The following is a 15,223-nucleotide window of genomic DNA, read 5'->3' on the forward strand; positions in this document are numbered from 1 at the left end:
AATAGGCTCGCATGGCGCTGATTCTCCTTCAAGAATCAGGCCAGTACAATCCGAAACATCATCAAGAATGAGTCAGAGCCAATTTTGCACGCCGATAGGGGGTCAAGTTTGCGTGCCGATTGACAGCGTGTCGCGATCTTTCAGATTCGCTTCTACGCTTTAGTCCCTTGTTTTCCGCATGTCGTGGTCGCAAAACCGCTGCACACTTTTGCGCGACATGCTTTATCAGTTGCCGGGGGTCAAAGTGCTCTCGTAGACCGTCATCTCTTCGCTCCCCGTCCACGTCTGCCCTTCGGCACCGCCTCGCGCTCGGCGCGGATGCGGGCAAGCAGGTGTTCGGCGGGTTCGTCATTTTCGTCCTGGGGGACTAGGTCGCCGCGGAAGGCTTTGGCCAGGATCGCCTCGTCCAGCCGGCCCACCAGCTCCAGCGCGCGCTTTGCCTCTTTCGCCAGCCGGTCGATCCTGGCGAAGGCGGATTCGATGCGGCGGACGATTTCGTCTCGCAATTCAAAGTCTGCATATGGAATTGAAAGCGACAGCAGACTTTTCTGCCCGATGTTTCGCATTGAAAGCTGATTGCCAGACGAAATGTTCATTAGGGCCTCACGCCCCATGGGCGAGCGCAAGTACCACAGTAGCCACGTCTCTACCGGCTCGCGGAACTCAAGCCTGAGGATTTTATCGCTTAGGTACAGGTTGTCCAGTGTATCTCCCACGATGACAACAGCGCCCACCAAATCGATGGTGTTCGCTCGGGAGAAAAGAAAATCGCCTGACTTTATGCGCGTGTCTTCTTCGGGTTCGAAGTCTGACGGAAGCGTCTTTGACTGGTCCGGGCGAAATTCACCCCATGTTACCGCACTCACCTTCACGACGCCTTTCTCATCCCAATGCGGCGGTCTTTCCTCACAACGCAGGTTCTTCCCGGCTTTGATTCGAACGACAAGTTCGCTCAATTCCTTGCGGTCCAGCTCCCCGCTGAACGCCTTGCTGAGCACGGCCTGCTTGTAGCGGGAGACGAGGGTTTCGATGCGGGCGAGTTCGGTGCGGGCGCGGGCGGATTTCGCGTTCAGCGCATCCAGCTTGGCCACGATGCGCTTTTGCTCGGCCAGGGGTGGGAGGGGGACTGGAGCAGCAGAAAAACGCCCCTTATTGATAATTGCCACAGTTGTGGCGGACGAATTCTGCTCTAACCAGTCCTTGATTGTCCGAGACCAGTTGTAAACGAATTCCGGAGTCGCCGCACCGGAAGGCAATATTGCATTGATCTGTTGGTTACATGTGCCAGTCATTCCAACGATGGCTGATTTGCCAAGAATTCCAATGCAAGAAACCAATACCGTCCCCACGGGCAATTCAGGCGCAACGGTAAGCGCCCGCTCATTCACCCGATCCTCGGCTGTGGTGATCACGCCTCCGACGGTCAAGTCGCCAGGCTTGAAGAACGGAACGTCGCCTCCTTCGTAGAAGTTGGCCTCCGATTTCGACGGCGTTTTTCCAGTTACAATGTCTGCAATGCTACCGATTTCTACGACTGTCCACCCCTTCGGCAACTCACTCATTCCGCCGCCTCCGGCAGCTCGTCGCCCAGTTCCGCCACCAGCGCCTCGATCTCCAGCGTCGCGGCCTGAAGGTGGCCGAGGATGGCGGCGGCGATGTCGTCGGGTTCGATCAGGCCTTCTTCGGCCTCGTCCTCCGCCTCGCGCAGCCAGGCGATATCGAGATTATCGCCACGGGCGGCGATGGCCTCGCGGGTGAACTGGCGCCAGCGACCGGCTTCGCCTTCATCCGGGCCACGCTCCTTGCCATATGGGTCTTTGCCAAAGGCTTTTTCGAAGCCTTTGAAATGGGCTTCCGTCAACGGCGTCGTCTTGCCGAATTTCGGCATCTGGGCGCGCAGGTCATAGATCCAGACGGATCGGGTGTTGCCGTTCTCGGTCTTGGCCCTCGTCAGGAAGATGACATTGGTCTTGACGCCCTGGGCATAGAAGATCCCGGTCGGCAGGCGCAGGATGGTGTGAAGGTCACACCAGTCCATCATCATGCGGCGCAGTTCGCGCCCGCGCCCATCTTCGAACAGCACGTTGTCGGGCACAACGATCGCCGCGCGACCACCGGGCTGAAGCGCGCGGATGCAGTGTTCGACAAAGGGAAGCTGGTAGGAGGAGACGTTTGCGGTGACCGAGAGGTCATCGCGGGTCGGCGCGCCGCCTGCCGGGCCGAAGGGCGGATTGGTGAGGATGAGATTGGCGCGGCCAAGACCCTTGCCCTTGTCGGAGAGCGTGTCGCCGAGATCGACATGATCGCCGTCGATATCGTGCAGATAAAGGTTCATCAAAAGCAGGCGCAGCGTACCCGGCACGTTTTCCATGCCGTGAATGGCGTTGCGTTTCTGGAAGTCCTGTTCCTTCTCGCCCAGCGCCAGATAGTCGTCGGTGCGCGCCTTCATGTAGCGATCGGCGGCGATCAGGAAGCCACCCGTGCCGGCGGCGGGATCCTGGATGACTTCGCCGGGTTTTGGCTGCATGAGGCGGACCAGAAGCTCGATCAGCACGCGGGGGGTAAAATATTGCCCGGCGCCGCGCTTGGTTTCTTCCGCGTTCTTCTGCAGCAGGCCTTCATAGAGATCGCCGAACTGGTCGCGCTCCTCGGAGAACCAGTCGAGCTCGTCGATGGCGGTGACCAGCGTCGTCAGGTTCTGCGGCTCGCGCAGGAAGGTGGAGGCGTTGTCGAAGATCTTTTGTACCATCTCCGGCAGCGGACGGGCATCGGCATAACGCTTGCGCTCTTCCGGGGGCGCTCCTTCGCCGGGCGCTGGGATGAGCTCGTCGTCTTTCCCAAGGCGGGTGGCAGAGGAGCCGAGAGCAAGCAGGACGGTACGATAGTGACCGAGCCGGTCAAACGGGTTTTTCGCCATCAAATCCGCCCAGCGCATGCCCTTGGGCAGGCTGCCCGTCTCGCGGTTGCGCTCGGCCATCATCTTCAGAAACAGCAGATAGGTCAGCTCGGTGACATATTGCTGATAGGTGATGCCGTCCTTGCGCAGGACCGTGCAGAGGCGCCAGAGTTTCTGGACGATGGCATTGGCATTCATGGCGTGATTCTCATCTGATCCGGGATCGTGATTGCGGTTGTAGCGGGCATGGCCGGGGGGTCAATGGTGCGGTTGAGGCCTGAGATACAGGCAGCCCGAAACCCCCTCTGGCCTGCCGGCCATCTCCCCCCCACAAAGGGCAATTGCATATGGATTTTGAGCGGCGCACGAGGCGGGGCGCGAAGGGCTGAAGCTGTGCCGGGTGGCCCCCTCATCTCCTCGCATACGCTCGGCACTTCTCCCCGCTGGGGAGAAGAGGCAGCCCGGAACCGCCGCGGCTATCCATATGCGATAGCCCTCCCCCTTGTGGGGAGGGTTGGGAGGGTTCTCCATCCCATTGATTTCGACAGTCGTCATGCCGCGGGCGAGGCCCAGATTGCCTCGTTGAAGGTGTGCAGTACCTCATCCAGCTCGCCGTCGAACTCCTGCGCGATGCGCTTGAAGCCACCCTTGTCGGCAAAGGCGCCCTGGTCCAGCAGGGTCGGATCCGCCACCGGCTTGTCCTTCAAGGCGCGACCGATGCGGCGCAGCCATTCCTTCTGCTTTTGCGTCCAGGGCCTGGAGGCCTCGATCTTGACGATCGCGTTATCGACGCGGGTGGCATAGGGGATCAACGGATCGCCCAAAGCTGCCTGACGCACGAAGCCGATGATATGGGCGGCGATATCCGCATTGCGGGCGCGGCCATAAGCGGCGCGCAGCATGGCCTCGGAATAGTTCTTCTCGTCGAGCAGGCCTGCGAGTTCGGAGAGTTCCTTGCGGGTGAGATCACGCGGGCGCTGGGTGACGGCGATCAACGCCGGGACCTGGTTCATGTTCTCGCGTACGAAGCGTTCGAAACCGGTGATGTAATCTTCCGGCGTCGTGTTCTTGCCAAAAATTTCCTCGATGCGCAGCAGTTCGTCTTCATGGGTGGAGATGACCACGCCATCATTCTTGTCCGTACGCAGAGGGCGGCGTTCGAGCAGTTCGACTGTGCGGGGATGGTCCGTCAGCCACTGCTGCAACTCGGCACCGGAGCGGGTGGAGAGCCGCTGCAGCGCCATGTCGGGGCTTTCGCCCGTATGACGCTCGAAGCTCTCGCGGGTCTCGGCATCCATGCGCTTCACCAGACTGCGCATGCGCACGATGACCTGGGCCGCGACCCACTGCTTATCCTCCTCCGTTTCTGCATTCTGCAGATCCGTGACGAGTTGGCCGAGCGCGATATCCGGCTTCACGACGACCGGGCGCATATCGCTCATCTCCTGCAACTCGGCATAGAGATCGACGGCATCGAAGATGCGGAAATGTTCCTTGCCGATGTCAGGGCAGAGCCGCGTGGCGCGGCCGATCATCTGGTCATAAAGGATACGGCTCTTAACCCTGCGGACGAAGACGAGATTGCAGATGGCGGGCACGTCGACACCTGTGGTGAGCAGGTCGACGGTGACGACATATTTCGGATAGGGGTCGTTCTTGAACTTGAGGATCAGGTCGTCGGCCTTGTCGACCGTTCCGGTGATCTTCGTCACCATGCCATGCGGCACGTTTTCCTTGCCGTATTCCTCCTGAAGCTCCTCGACCAGAAGACGCACGATATCATCGGCATGGGCATCGCGGGCGGCGAAAATCAGCGTCTTGCCGGGCTTGGATGGCGGGATCTCGGTCGCAATCGCGCGGCAGACGATGCGGTTGAAGGCTTCGGAATAGACGCGCTTGTTGAAGTCGGCGAGGTCATAGTTCAGCGATACTTCGTCCGGCAGTTCGAAGAGATCAATCTGGCCCGTCTTGCGGTCGATGATCTCGACCTCCTCACCACCCTCGAAATGAATGCCGGCTTCCGACAGCGCCGTGGTGATGCGCTTCGGCGGCAGGTGATCGTTGAGATAACCTTCGACCACGGCCTGGCGATAGCCATAATGGAAGACGGGGTGGCCGAAGATCTCGCGGGTGTGAAGCGCGGGCGTCGCCGTCAGCGCCACCTTCACGGCGTCGAAGTAATCGAGGATCTGACGATAGGCCGACTGGTAGTCATCGATGTTGCGGAAGCCGATGTCGCTTTCGCGCAGCTCCGCATCCAGCGTGTAGCCGCGATGGGCTTCGTCCACGATGATGCAGTCGAAAGTGCCCGGCGTGGGCCGCTTGGCGGGGTCCGGCTCGTTGAGGATGCGGGCGATCAGCGACTGGACGGTCGCGACCTGCACCTGGTCCTCGTCCTCCGGCAGTTTCTGCTCCAGCCCGGCGACCTTGTAGATCTGGGCGAAGTTCAGCATGCCCTCGATCTCGGTGGTTTCGAGCGCGTCGCTTGTCTGCCGGCCAAGCGCCTTGCGGTCGACGAGGAAGAGGATGCGGCGGAAGCGCTTGTGTTTGAGCAGGCGATACATCAGCGCAATCGCCGTGCGCGTCTTGCCGGTGCCGGTCGCCATCGAAATCAGAATATCGCGCTGGCCTGCGACCACGGCATTCTCGATCGCCGCAATCGCCTCTTCCTGGTAGGGGCGCATCCGGCCCTTGCCAAAACTGTCGTCGGCCAGGCCCTGGGAGGCGGTATCGACATCGGTGGTGAGCTTGTCGATCAGATCCTTCGGCGAGAACCAGCTTGTCATCGGCACGGCGTGGTTGGTCTCGCGCCTGATATCCCGATACCAGATCCCGGATTTTGTCACCCATTGGCGCACATAGGGTCGGCCATTGGTGGCGAAGATAAAAGGCACGCGGAAGGGCTCATCCAGGCCGTGCTTCCAGGGGCCATGCGGATGCACGTCTTCCGGGGACAGCACAATGGTACGGGCATAGCGTTCGGCCTGCTGCAGGGTGGACGGCACATCAACACTCTCGCGCTTGGCCTCGATGACGCCGACGCAGGTGAGGCCGACGAAGAGGGCGTAATCCGCTCGGCCACCGTCCGAGGGCCATTCGGAAATGGCGAGATTGCGGCCTTCCTCCGGTCGGGCACCCTTCTGATAGGTGAGGTGGTCGCTATCGGCTTCCCAGCCGGCATCGACGAGCTGGACGTCGATCAGCCGTCGGGTCTGGCGCTCATCGAGCTCCAGGCTGCTCGCGGCCTCAAGACCGGCCTGCTTGAGCTCCATCTGGATCTGTGCGGGCTGGGCGTCGGCTGCCTTCTGCAGCTCGGCGAGCTTGCGGGCGAGTGCGGCCTGATTGGCCTCCATCTGGACAGCGGTCTGCTCCCAGACGGCACTGTCGGCTGACGCCTGGCGGGCGAGCTCTTCGGCAGCAGCGCGGGCCTTGGCCAGGTCTTCCGCCGAGGCATGGGCGGCCGCCAGCTTCTCCTCCGCTTCCCGGACCTGCGCGCGCAGGGCTGCCAATTCCGCCTGGGTCGCCTGGTCGAGATCCGCAGAGGCTCTGGGCGGGACAAACGGCCCCGGCTTGAAACCCGGATCACGCCCATAGGTTCGGCGATACCAGACGCCCAGCGCTCGGCAGAACTTCAGGGCAGAAAGCGCTTCGGCGGGTGAGCCGGCCAGATTGTGGGTTGCGTCATTGCCGCTTTTGCGGACTGCGTGGAAGATGTCGGCAACCTCACGCGGCAAGAGCTGCTGTATCGCGAGGCGCCGAAGGAGGTCGTTCGTCGTCTCGCGTGCGGCGGGGTCATAGACGCCGGAAAGGGCGGCGATCTCCTTGACCATGTATTCGCCGAACTGACGGCTCTTCATCAGCGAGGTGTTGGCGTCCTCGGCGAAGAAGCGCTCAGCTAGCGTGCCGAGGCGATGCAGCTCCGGGCTGATCTCCTGCAGATGACCAAAGTTTGCCGACAATGCCCCACCCAGATGCTTACCTCTTCGAGATGAACATGCCACACGTTAGGGGAGCAGGTAAACTGGAGTTCTATCAACTAAGTAACGGACTTTGCCCGATAAAGTTGCGGAAACTCTTTCCGAGGACCCCAAGTCAGCGTGCTTTCTTGTGCGACCTCATTCATCCAGCCATTGTGGTGACGATCAAATATTAAACTTGAGTGGCAACCGGCTGCCGCAGAGCTCGGAAACAATCCAAAAACCGGCTGCATCTGGACGCACTTCATGAAAATTGCGCAGACGCCCCATACAATTTTCAGGCTGGGTTCAGCGAGTGAATACTATGAGTATTCCTTCTGCTGGCATTTGCGCCCAACGAATTCATGTTATCCTAATATGCTGATTTCAACTAAAACGGATGCCGACAGTTCCTTCGTACAGTTTTAAGATGAGGCAGGGGTGGCATGAAGCTTCCGATACATGGCCCATATTCTCTGACATGCGATGATGTATTGGGCGTTGATGAACTTTACGAAGCTTATGGAAAGCTGATCGGACATGGATACGTGGTTCATGACCACAATTCTCGGGATCATGTCGGTGAGTTCGAGAACATTTCTGCTCTCGAAGCTTGTGCAACGCGGTTCCAAGGCGGCTCGCGGCGTTTTGACATGTCCGTCAATCACCACGGGCTTGATCTGGTCATTTTGTCATTCGGACTATCCGGACAAGCCTTGCTGTACCGGCAAAATGGCGTGGAATGCGTTGCAAGAAATGGCAGCGCAATCCTGCATACGACCGACGCACCCTTGCAAGCGCAAGTGGACCGCCTCGGAGAGATCATGGCGGTCGCCCTTCCCCGCGAAAAACTCAGATCCATCATCGGCGACAAGGATGCGCTGACACCACGCGTCCTGCCTGCCAACAGCGCGGCGTTCTCCCTCTTTGCAGGGCATGCACGAACCTTCCTGTCACTGGGCATTGCGCCTGATATAGGGCTTGCTCAGCTTGTGGGTGATCAACTCTGCGATCTGGCTGCGCTTGCGCTCGGCGTAAACAGCCGCGGAAGGGAAAAGGTCATGAGCGGAGAGACCTTGAATGACGTCCGCTACAACAAGGCGCTGAGCTATATAACACGCCATGCCTCCGATCAGATGCTCAGCGAAAAGGAACTTGCCCGTCAGCTCGGTCTGTCGACCTCGTCCGTTCGGCAGATATTCGCCCGCAAACAGACCACTCCGGCGCGGGTCATCCGCACGGTGCGCGTTGAGATGGCTGCGAGACTCTTGCTGGATAGCAAGCACAGATCCTCCAAAATAGTGTCCTTGGCATTCGATTGCGGGTTCCAAAGTGTCTCCGCCTTTTACGAGGCCTTTCGCGACCACTACGCCATGCAACCTAGCGAGTTCAGGGCCTCCGTTCGGCAAACTCAGGACTGACAGAATCCGGATTCGTTTTTGATGAAATCCGCACGCCAAGATCGCCGCTCAATGCTAGCGAATGAGAGGTATGCGCTCGCTGCTCGAAGCTGCCTTGGGGTTTCGCATGGAAGGAAGAACGACAAGGGTTTTTGCATTTGCCAAACGCCCGGCATGGCAAGACGTGCTAAGCCTGATAATTGTCGTCGCAGTCTTGTGTCTGGGCGCTCCATTGCGTGGTGCGGCTGCCGAACGAACGCTTCTTCCGGCGAACCGTGGTCCGGTCATCGTCGTTCTCGACGCTTCAGGCAGCATGGCTGCCGCACTTGGCAAGGAAACGCGGCTTGATGCCGCCCGGCGCATTCTTCTCGACACACTCTCACTCTTTCCTGCCGACCGTCAGGTGGGATTGGTCGCTTACGGCCACCGCAGGAAAAGCGATTGCCGCGACATCGAGACGCTCCAAAATCTCGGGCCCGTCGACATCCCCGGCATTCGCGCGGCGTTATCCTCCCTGCGCGCCAAGGGCAAGACGCCGCTTTCTGGTGCGCTGCGCCATGGGGCGCAGCTTCTGCCGCAGGGCGGTGGAACGATCATGCTGGTCAGCGACGGACTAGAAACCTGCCAGGAGGATCCCTGCGCGGTGGCTGCCGCACTTCGCAAGGCGAATGCAGCCCTGGTCATAAATGTCGTCGGTTTTGGCCTGGCGAAGGGCGAGATGAAAGGGCTGAGCTGTATTGCGGAGCAGGGCGGCGGACGGGCCATCGAGACAAGCAATGCCAATACTCTCAAGCAGGCGCTTGAGACCCTGACAGGGCCGGAGACCACGGATGGCACTGTCACGGATAAATCATCGGCCGAGCCCGAACAGAAACCAGTCGATCCGCCACCTGTGACGCCGAAGCCTGTGCTCTTGCGGGCGATGATCGGAAACAACGCCGTCCCCGGCGCTATTCTCTTCACAGTCGTAAAGGCAGGTGGCGAGATAGCCTATTCCGGTAAGGGAACCGAGGTTACGCCCAGCCTTGTTCCCGGCAGCTACACGGTCCGCCTTTCATCCGGAAACGTCCTGGCCGAGAAGGCACTAACGGTGACGGGGGATGTGGACGAACACCATGATATTCCGCTTGATGCCAGCCTTGTTCGCCTCTCTCTGATCGTGGCCAAGGGGCTTGAGATTGCCGATACGGATATAAAGGGTGATCCCGCGTGGACGCTCGTGCCGAAGGACGGACAAGCCCCCGCCGTGCTGGACGCCGTGATTGCGCCGGAAACGCTTCTGGCTCCCGGTCGCTATGAGGTGTTGGCGTCGATCGGAGAGTTCAGGACTTCGACGACAATCAATGCGGTCGCGGGAAAGGATGTGCAGGGGGTCGCAGATCTTAAGCTCGGCAAGATAACACTCGAGGCGGGTCTTCCTGGGGTGGACGCGGTGATTGAAAGCGGCACGGGCCTATCATGGACGCTAGCCAGCCAGGCCGGGCTTCCTGACAAGACGGCCGAGGCCATGCCCCGTCCGACATTCCTCGTTCCGGCCGGCAGCTACACGGCACGGCTGGCTATTGCAGGCGCGGTCATGGACATGCCGGTTCAGGCAGAGGCCGGTGCCACCAAGGTTGCCCGCCTTGATCTTCCCTCCGCAGAGCTTGCGCTGGAGGGCAGCCTCGGCCCCGGTGCACCGAGCTTCACGGACTGGCGCGACGCCACATGGACTGTAAAGCCAGTGCGGCTCATCGGCGATGCGAAGGCCGGTGCCGCGCTGGAAGGCAAGGCCGAAGCTTCGCCTCGCCTGACCCTTTTTCCCGGTGAGTGGGACGTGACCCTGATCTCCGGACAGGCTCAGGCGACGCGGACGCTCTTCCTGCCGCCGGGCGCGAAGATGCAGGAGCGTATCGAACTGTCTGCCGCCCGCCTGGCGATTTCTGCCGCCCCGGACGCTGGAGCGCCGCCGCCGGTGAATGTGCTGATCTCGATCTTCGCCGCGCAGGCCGATGGCGGCTTTGCGGAAAAACCGGTCGTGGAAGTTGGCACGTCACGGGATTATTCCCTCATTCTGCCTACAGGCCGATACCGTATTGATGCCGCCGACGAGCAGGGGCGCAAGGGAACGGCAACGGTCGACCTCGCGCAAGGTCAGTCCTTCGAGACCGGGATCACTCTCAAATGACGAGCGTGGTTGATACCCACTGGACTGCAAGAAACATGAAACTGGCGGACTGTCGTCGCCTCTGCCGGAGAACAACGACCGCCGAACCTGGAGCGATATCATGAAGCGCCTGCTTGTTTTGTTGTGCTCATTTTGCATAGGCGGCGTGGCTTTGGCCGAACCGTCACACCCTGTTCCAACGTGGCCAAAAACCGATTTTTTCGTCATCGAGGAGGATTTTCCTCAAATTCAAGGTGTTGTTGTTGAATATAGCAGCTTTGACGCGAATATGTTTTCTTATGGTCAGATGCTCCAAGACTGGATGAACGACGCAAATGAGAGTTTCGTCTCTCTGGAAGACAAGGTTGAAGCCCTGGAGAATGAAGTCTCCGACCTCAAGCAACGCGTGGCTCAACTGGAAGCGGCCCAGCCTGGCGGCAAGCCTGCGCCCGATCCGCGGATTGACGACCTGATTGCCCGGGTGGAAGCGCTTGAGAAGGCCAAGGGGGAAACCAAAGCGCCATTCAAGGTGGTCAGCGCCTCCGGCAAGACCCTCTTCCAGGTGGATGCCAACGGCTACAGCCTGTTTCAGGGCGCGACCGGTAAGGGCCTGATCGATATCAGCTTTGTCGGCGACGGGGCGGCGATTGCGGGGGCCAGCCCGGATGGCAGCGGCTTTGCGGCCAGTATCGGAGAGAGTGGCGGCATGCTGCAGATACAGAGTGCCGACGCCAAGACCAGTGCGTACGTCGTCGCCAGCGACAAGGCGGGCCTGCATATAAAGGCCGGAGACCGCACCACCGATCTCGCCGCGGATGACGATCTCTTCGGCCTGAAGCTCAGCCAGGGCGAGAAGCCTGCCGCTTCGCTCGGCACCCTGCCTGGCAAGGGCGTGGCGCTGCGTCTGTTCAACGATGCCGCCGAGCAAGTGGTGTCCGCCGGCGCCAATCCGGCCAAGGGCGATGCCGGTATTGTGAGCGTTGGCACGGGCGACAAGACTGCAGCCTGGATTTCAAGTGAGCCTGATGGATCGGGCCTTGCACAGGTATTTGCGCCCGACGGCACCGGCGCTGCAGCCCTGGTTGGCAAGGAGCGGAGCGTGGCCGCCTATAACAAGGCCGGCAATGCCGTCGCCACGATCGGCCAGAGCGACAAGTCCGAAGGCGGGACCTTGGTTGCGCGCAATCCCGGGGGAGAAGGGATTTTCGCTGCCGGTTTCGCATCCGAATATGGTGGGGGCGAAGCCTGCGTCTGGCGCGCCAAGCGCAGCAACACCTTCTGCCTGGGTCTCGGAATGCCCGGCATGGGCGTTGGCAAATGAACGATTTTCGCGACCAGAAAGAGGATCTTGAGCAGATGACAACAAACCGTCCGTCGGCATTTCATGTAGCCGTTCTTGTGCTGCTCGCTGCTCCCGCGGCGCATGCCGCCTCGGATTGCCAGGCTATCTTCGACGCCTATGCCGCGCAGGCGAAAGTTCCTGCCATGCAGAAGACAGTGACGACCCCGGGGATGACCGATGCTGTCCAACTGATCGTGACGCAGGACGCGATGTTCAGCAGGGTCGGTCCCAATGATGCGTGGACGAAAAACGTGATCGATGATGCGATGCGCAAAGTGATGGCCAAGGGCGCGCCGACACCCGAGACGGTCAACCAATGTCGCATAGTAGGGCCCCAGGCTGCCGAGGGCATGGCTGGAACAGCCTATGAGTTTGCCCCGTCTCAAGCCTCTGGCAATGTACCTGGCGAGATGATTACGGTGCTGATCGACGATGAGACCGGTCTTCCCGTATCCGAAAAGGCTTTGAAAGCCGGTACGGTCGCGACGATCGTCTATGACGGCGTGTCGGTGCCGGTACAGTGACCGATGATGTCGGGCAGGAGCGGTCAGAGCCGACGAAGCCGCTGATGCCATTCCATGCCGCATTTCTGGGATTGACGGTCCCGCCTGTGGCGGCAGCGCTTGTCCTTTTTCTTCTCGGCGCCTCGCCGACCGGTTTGCCACTGCTGACAAGTTCGCTGGCACCCGCCTATCTCATCGGGGGCGTGCCCGCTTTTCTGGCGGGGAGTCTTGATGTCGCTCTTGCCCAGAGCGGTTGGGGCGCGGCGGCCCGTCTGGCTGTTGCCGCGGGTTTGGGGTCCCTGGCCGGGATGTTCGTTCTGGCTCCCCTATACCTTGCCGGCATGGTTGCTGGATCTCTGCCGCTCTTGCTGCCACTGGCCTGTGCCGCTGCGGCCGTTTTGGGCCTCGGGTTTTCCATTTTGCTGGCGAGGCTGATCAATTGACATGACGGCGCAACGACGCCGAAAAGGAGGCCTTTATGAAGCTTTGGACGATACACGCACAACTGGCTTCGATGGCACTCGCCATCTGCGTGATGTCCATGGGTCAGCCTGTTCACGCGACCGAGTGCCGGACGGCGTTTCCGGCAGCTGGCGCGCTTCAACCGCCCACCGACACGGATCCTGCGCCATGCGCCGATGCGCTCCTCGCTATTCTTTTCAATCGGTCGGCTCCTCCCGCAGATGCGGAGATCCATGTCCTTAACACGAGCCACGCCCGCGATGCGAACGGGGAGGACAACGCATTCGTCGCCTTTCAGATTGCTTCGCCGGGGCGCCGCCGGTTGTGCACCGACTCGCCCGTGGCGGCAGACATGCAGGTGAGATTCGTAAGAGACCCTGTGGATGGCTGGATCGATCTCGACAGTCGTGGCGGCTTCGATCCGAAGGAATGTGACCAGTGGAGCTACTGGTCCGATCAGGATGTTGCCGACATGGTCCAGCCTCCAAGCTTCAAGGCGCTTTCCACCGCAGAACGTGCTGGTGTGCACGACGTCGGCAGGAATGACCCGGAAAGAAAGGTCCTTCTGGATGCAGTCCGGAACGCAAATGCCGACCTCAACGACCGCGTTCCGATCGTGTTCGTCGTCGACCTCCTGCGCAGCGATGGCAAGACCGCGTATTTCCGCGGAGCGGTGCGGCGCAAAGCGGATGGACGGCCTGTCGATGCCGCGAACTGGGGTCCTTGCGAACAGGATCCGGACACTGCCGTTCTGGAAGCTGTGCTCGAGAAGCGGGCCGGACAATGGCAGGCAGTTAAGGCCAACCGCTGCGCGGACGACGTACTGTTAACGGAGAAGGAACGCTCGCGCTATCGCGTCTTTCTATTGGATCCGTGAAACAACCAACTCTGCAGACCGCAATCCGGTCGTGCGCGATTGCTGACTTGAATCCGTCGGCTGAGGACCAGGGTTGTTCTCCTCTTCAGGCAGCCTGAAGGCAGCAAAACCTGTGCCTGCGCAGCTTGGGGCGTGTTTTCAACGCGCGCTTTGTCGCCATCTGAGAACCCGCGCTTCGAACAGTTGCAGGCACGTGTTTGCCGTGAAGCCGATCACTCCCAGGATGACGACACCGGCGAACAGATTGGGTGTTGCGAAGGATCGCGCGGAGACCAGCAGCCATTGGCCAAGTCCTGTGCGACCGCTCAGCATTTCCCCGACCACGGCAAGAACCAGGGCGACCGTGAGGCCGAGGCGAATGGCGGCCATGATTTCGGGCATGGCCGAGGGGAGCGCGATTTTCGTGAGAAACGCCAGGGTCGACATCTTCAGGCTCTTGGCAAGGTCCCGCAGGGCAGGATCGATGCCGGCGATACCATTGATCGTCGCGAGCATCATGGGCCAGATCGCCCCGAAGGCGATGGCGCCGAGGATCATGCCTTCGGACAGGCCGAAGATGGCAATGAAGACCGGGATCAGCGCCGATGTCGGCAGAGGTCGGATCGCCTCGAGCATCGGTGCCAGATAGGCGCGGGCCCTTTCCGACATTCCGATCAGGCAGCCGAGCGCAATTCCGACGAGACAGGCCAGTCCCCAGCCGACCAGCATGCGCCAGACTGTACTTGCCGTTGAAGCTGACAGTTGGCCACGCGAAAACCCGTTCGACAATGCCTTGTAGGTTGCGGTCGGCGACGGCAGGAATGTCGCGGGCACAAGCCGGGTCACGGACACAAAGTGCCAGAGCAGGATAAACAGCAGCAGGACAGCGACGCTCGCCATCATCATTCCCGGATTAAGCCTGCGCATGGCCAGAACCTTTAGCGCGGGCGGCGGGAATGAGGCGATCCTGACAGGCGAGAAGGACAGCATTCCAAGCATAACCCACCAGACCGATCCACACCAGCAGTGCCAGCATCAGTTCAGGCCGGAAGGTTTGTTGCGCTGCCATGATCGCAGCACCGAGCCCCATGGGGTTCGCGGCAATCTCGGTGGTGATCGCGACGATCAGGGCCACGCCGGCGGCCAGCCTGAGCGCCACGAAGACTCGCCCAGCGATGGCCGGCAGAACCAGTTTCGTTATGGTTTGCCTCGGCGTGAGCCTGAGAACCCTTGCCACATCGAACAGACGGGGCTCAAGATCCCTGACGGCAGAGCGTGACATGATCATCATGGGCCATATCGATGCGAAGGCAACGATTGCGATCTCCATGCGATAGCCGAAGCCGAAGATCATCATCGCGATTGGGAGGATGGCGATTGACGGGACCGGGCGTATCGCCTCGATTGTGACTTCGAGCAGTTGATCCATCAGGCGCGACAAGCCAAAGAGGACGCCAATCGCCAGGCCCAGGGCTCCGCCGATGGCCAGACCTCCAATGGCCGCCAGCAGCGTCTGCAAGGTGGCAATCAAAATCGTCCCGTCGAGAAGCGCTTGAAACAGCGCCCCGGCCACGGCATGCGGCGGAGCAAAGCTCTCACTGCTTGTCGGCCAGACGAGCAGCGAGGCTTCCCAAGTCATCACCAGAATGGCCGGAATCACCC

The 15,223-nt window shown here is 60.6% G+C and carries 11 protein-coding genes; 6 read left to right on the plus strand and 5 right to left on the minus strand.

Annotation, left to right across the window (positions count from 1 at the left end; genetic code table 11):
* Positions 1–260: 260 nt before the first annotated feature.
* The 3 genes from B9A97_RS09065 to hsdR all read right to left on the minus strand — a co-directional run bounded on the left by B9A97_RS09065 (position 261) and on the right by hsdR (position 6,855).
* A complete protein-coding gene (locus B9A97_RS09065) occupies positions 261–1,562 on the minus strand; it encodes a restriction endonuclease subunit S (RefSeq protein WP_084364984.1) in 1,302 nt (433 codons plus the stop codon).
* Complete coding sequence (locus B9A97_RS09070; protein ID WP_084364986.1) at positions 1,559–3,094, minus strand: class I SAM-dependent DNA methyltransferase; 1,536 nt, start codon at positions 3,092–3,094, stop codon at positions 1,559–1,561. Before B9A97_RS09070 ends, B9A97_RS09065 begins: the two co-directional genes overlap by 4 nt.
* Positions 3,095–3,447: 353 nt before the next feature.
* Positions 3,448–6,855 (minus strand): type I restriction-modification system endonuclease, encoded by a 3,408-nt coding sequence (gene hsdR / locus B9A97_RS09075; protein ID WP_084364988.1) that lies wholly within the window; start codon positions 6,853–6,855, stop codon positions 3,448–3,450.
* A gap of 443 nt (positions 6,856–7,298) precedes the next feature.
* Here hsdR and B9A97_RS09080 point away from each other — a divergent pair, with 443 nt between their 5' ends.
* From B9A97_RS09080 to B9A97_RS09105, 6 genes are all read left to right on the plus strand, one after another.
* On the plus strand, positions 7,299–8,273 hold the full coding sequence (locus tag B9A97_RS09080; RefSeq protein ID WP_084364990.1) for an AraC family transcriptional regulator: 975 nt from the start codon (positions 7,299–7,301) through the stop codon (positions 8,271–8,273).
* A gap of 163 nt (positions 8,274–8,436) precedes the next feature.
* Positions 8,437–10,419 (plus strand): vWA domain-containing protein, encoded by a 1,983-nt coding sequence (locus tag B9A97_RS09085; RefSeq protein ID WP_179145257.1) that lies wholly within the window; start codon positions 8,437–8,439, stop codon positions 10,417–10,419.
* 100 nt (positions 10,420–10,519) lie between these two features.
* On the plus strand, positions 10,520–11,719 hold the full coding sequence (locus B9A97_RS09090) for a coiled-coil domain-containing protein (RefSeq protein ID WP_143530383.1): 1,200 nt from the start codon (positions 10,520–10,522) through the stop codon (positions 11,717–11,719).
* On the plus strand, positions 11,716–12,264 hold the full coding sequence (locus tag B9A97_RS09095; protein ID WP_084364996.1) for a hypothetical protein: 549 nt from the start codon (positions 11,716–11,718) through the stop codon (positions 12,262–12,264). Before B9A97_RS09090 ends, B9A97_RS09095 begins: the two co-directional genes overlap by 4 nt.
* Entirely contained in the window at positions 12,261–12,686 is a 426-nt protein-coding gene (locus B9A97_RS09100) for a hypothetical protein (protein ID WP_084364998.1), read from the plus strand. The genes B9A97_RS09095 and B9A97_RS09100 overlap by 4 nt, the downstream gene beginning before the upstream one ends.
* 35 nt (positions 12,687–12,721) lie before the next feature.
* Positions 12,722–13,582, plus strand: a complete 861-nt coding sequence (locus tag B9A97_RS09105) for a hypothetical protein (RefSeq protein WP_084365000.1) — start codon at positions 12,722–12,724, stop codon at positions 13,580–13,582.
* 138 nt (positions 13,583–13,720) lie between these two features.
* Here the strand turns inward: B9A97_RS09105 and B9A97_RS09110 are convergent, their stop codons facing one another.
* Complete coding sequence (locus tag B9A97_RS09110; protein ID WP_084365002.1) at positions 13,721–14,488, minus strand: ABC transporter permease; 768 nt, start codon at positions 14,486–14,488, stop codon at positions 13,721–13,723.
* Positions 14,475–15,200, minus strand: coding sequence for an ABC transporter permease (locus tag B9A97_RS09115; RefSeq protein WP_084365263.1), 726 nt, complete (start codon positions 15,198–15,200; stop codon positions 14,475–14,477). The genes B9A97_RS09110 and B9A97_RS09115 overlap by 14 nt, the downstream gene beginning before the upstream one ends.
* Positions 15,201–15,223 lie beyond the last annotated feature (23 nt).

Source organism: Rhizobium sp. RU36D (assembly GCF_900176345.1).
Taxonomy (GTDB): Bacteria; Pseudomonadota; Alphaproteobacteria; order Rhizobiales; family Rhizobiaceae; genus Allorhizobium.

Coding starts and splice junctions, on each gene's coding strand:
- B9A97_RS09065 (WP_084364984.1), bottom strand. CDS start 1,562: ATGAGTGAGTTGCCGAAGGGGTGGACAGTCGTAGAAATCGGTAGCATT.
- B9A97_RS09070 (WP_084364986.1), bottom strand. CDS start 3,094: ATGAATGCCAATGCCATCGTCCAGAAACTCTGGCGCCTCTGCACGGTC.
- B9A97_RS09080 (WP_084364990.1), top strand. CDS start 7,299: ATGAAGCTTCCGATACATGGCCCATATTCTCTGACATGCGATGATGTA.
- B9A97_RS09090 (WP_143530383.1), top strand. CDS start 10,520: ATGAAGCGCCTGCTTGTTTTGTTGTGCTCATTTTGCATAGGCGGCGTG.
- B9A97_RS09095 (WP_084364996.1), top strand. CDS start 11,716: ATGAACGATTTTCGCGACCAGAAAGAGGATCTTGAGCAGATGACAACA.
- B9A97_RS09105 (WP_084365000.1), top strand. CDS start 12,722: ATGAAGCTTTGGACGATACACGCACAACTGGCTTCGATGGCACTCGCC.
- B9A97_RS09110 (WP_084365002.1), bottom strand. CDS start 14,488: ATGCGCAGGCTTAATCCGGGAATGATGATGGCGAGCGTCGCTGTCCTG.
- B9A97_RS09115 (WP_084365263.1), bottom strand. CDS start 15,200: ATGACTTGGGAAGCCTCGCTGCTCGTCTGGCCGACAAGCAGTGAGAGC.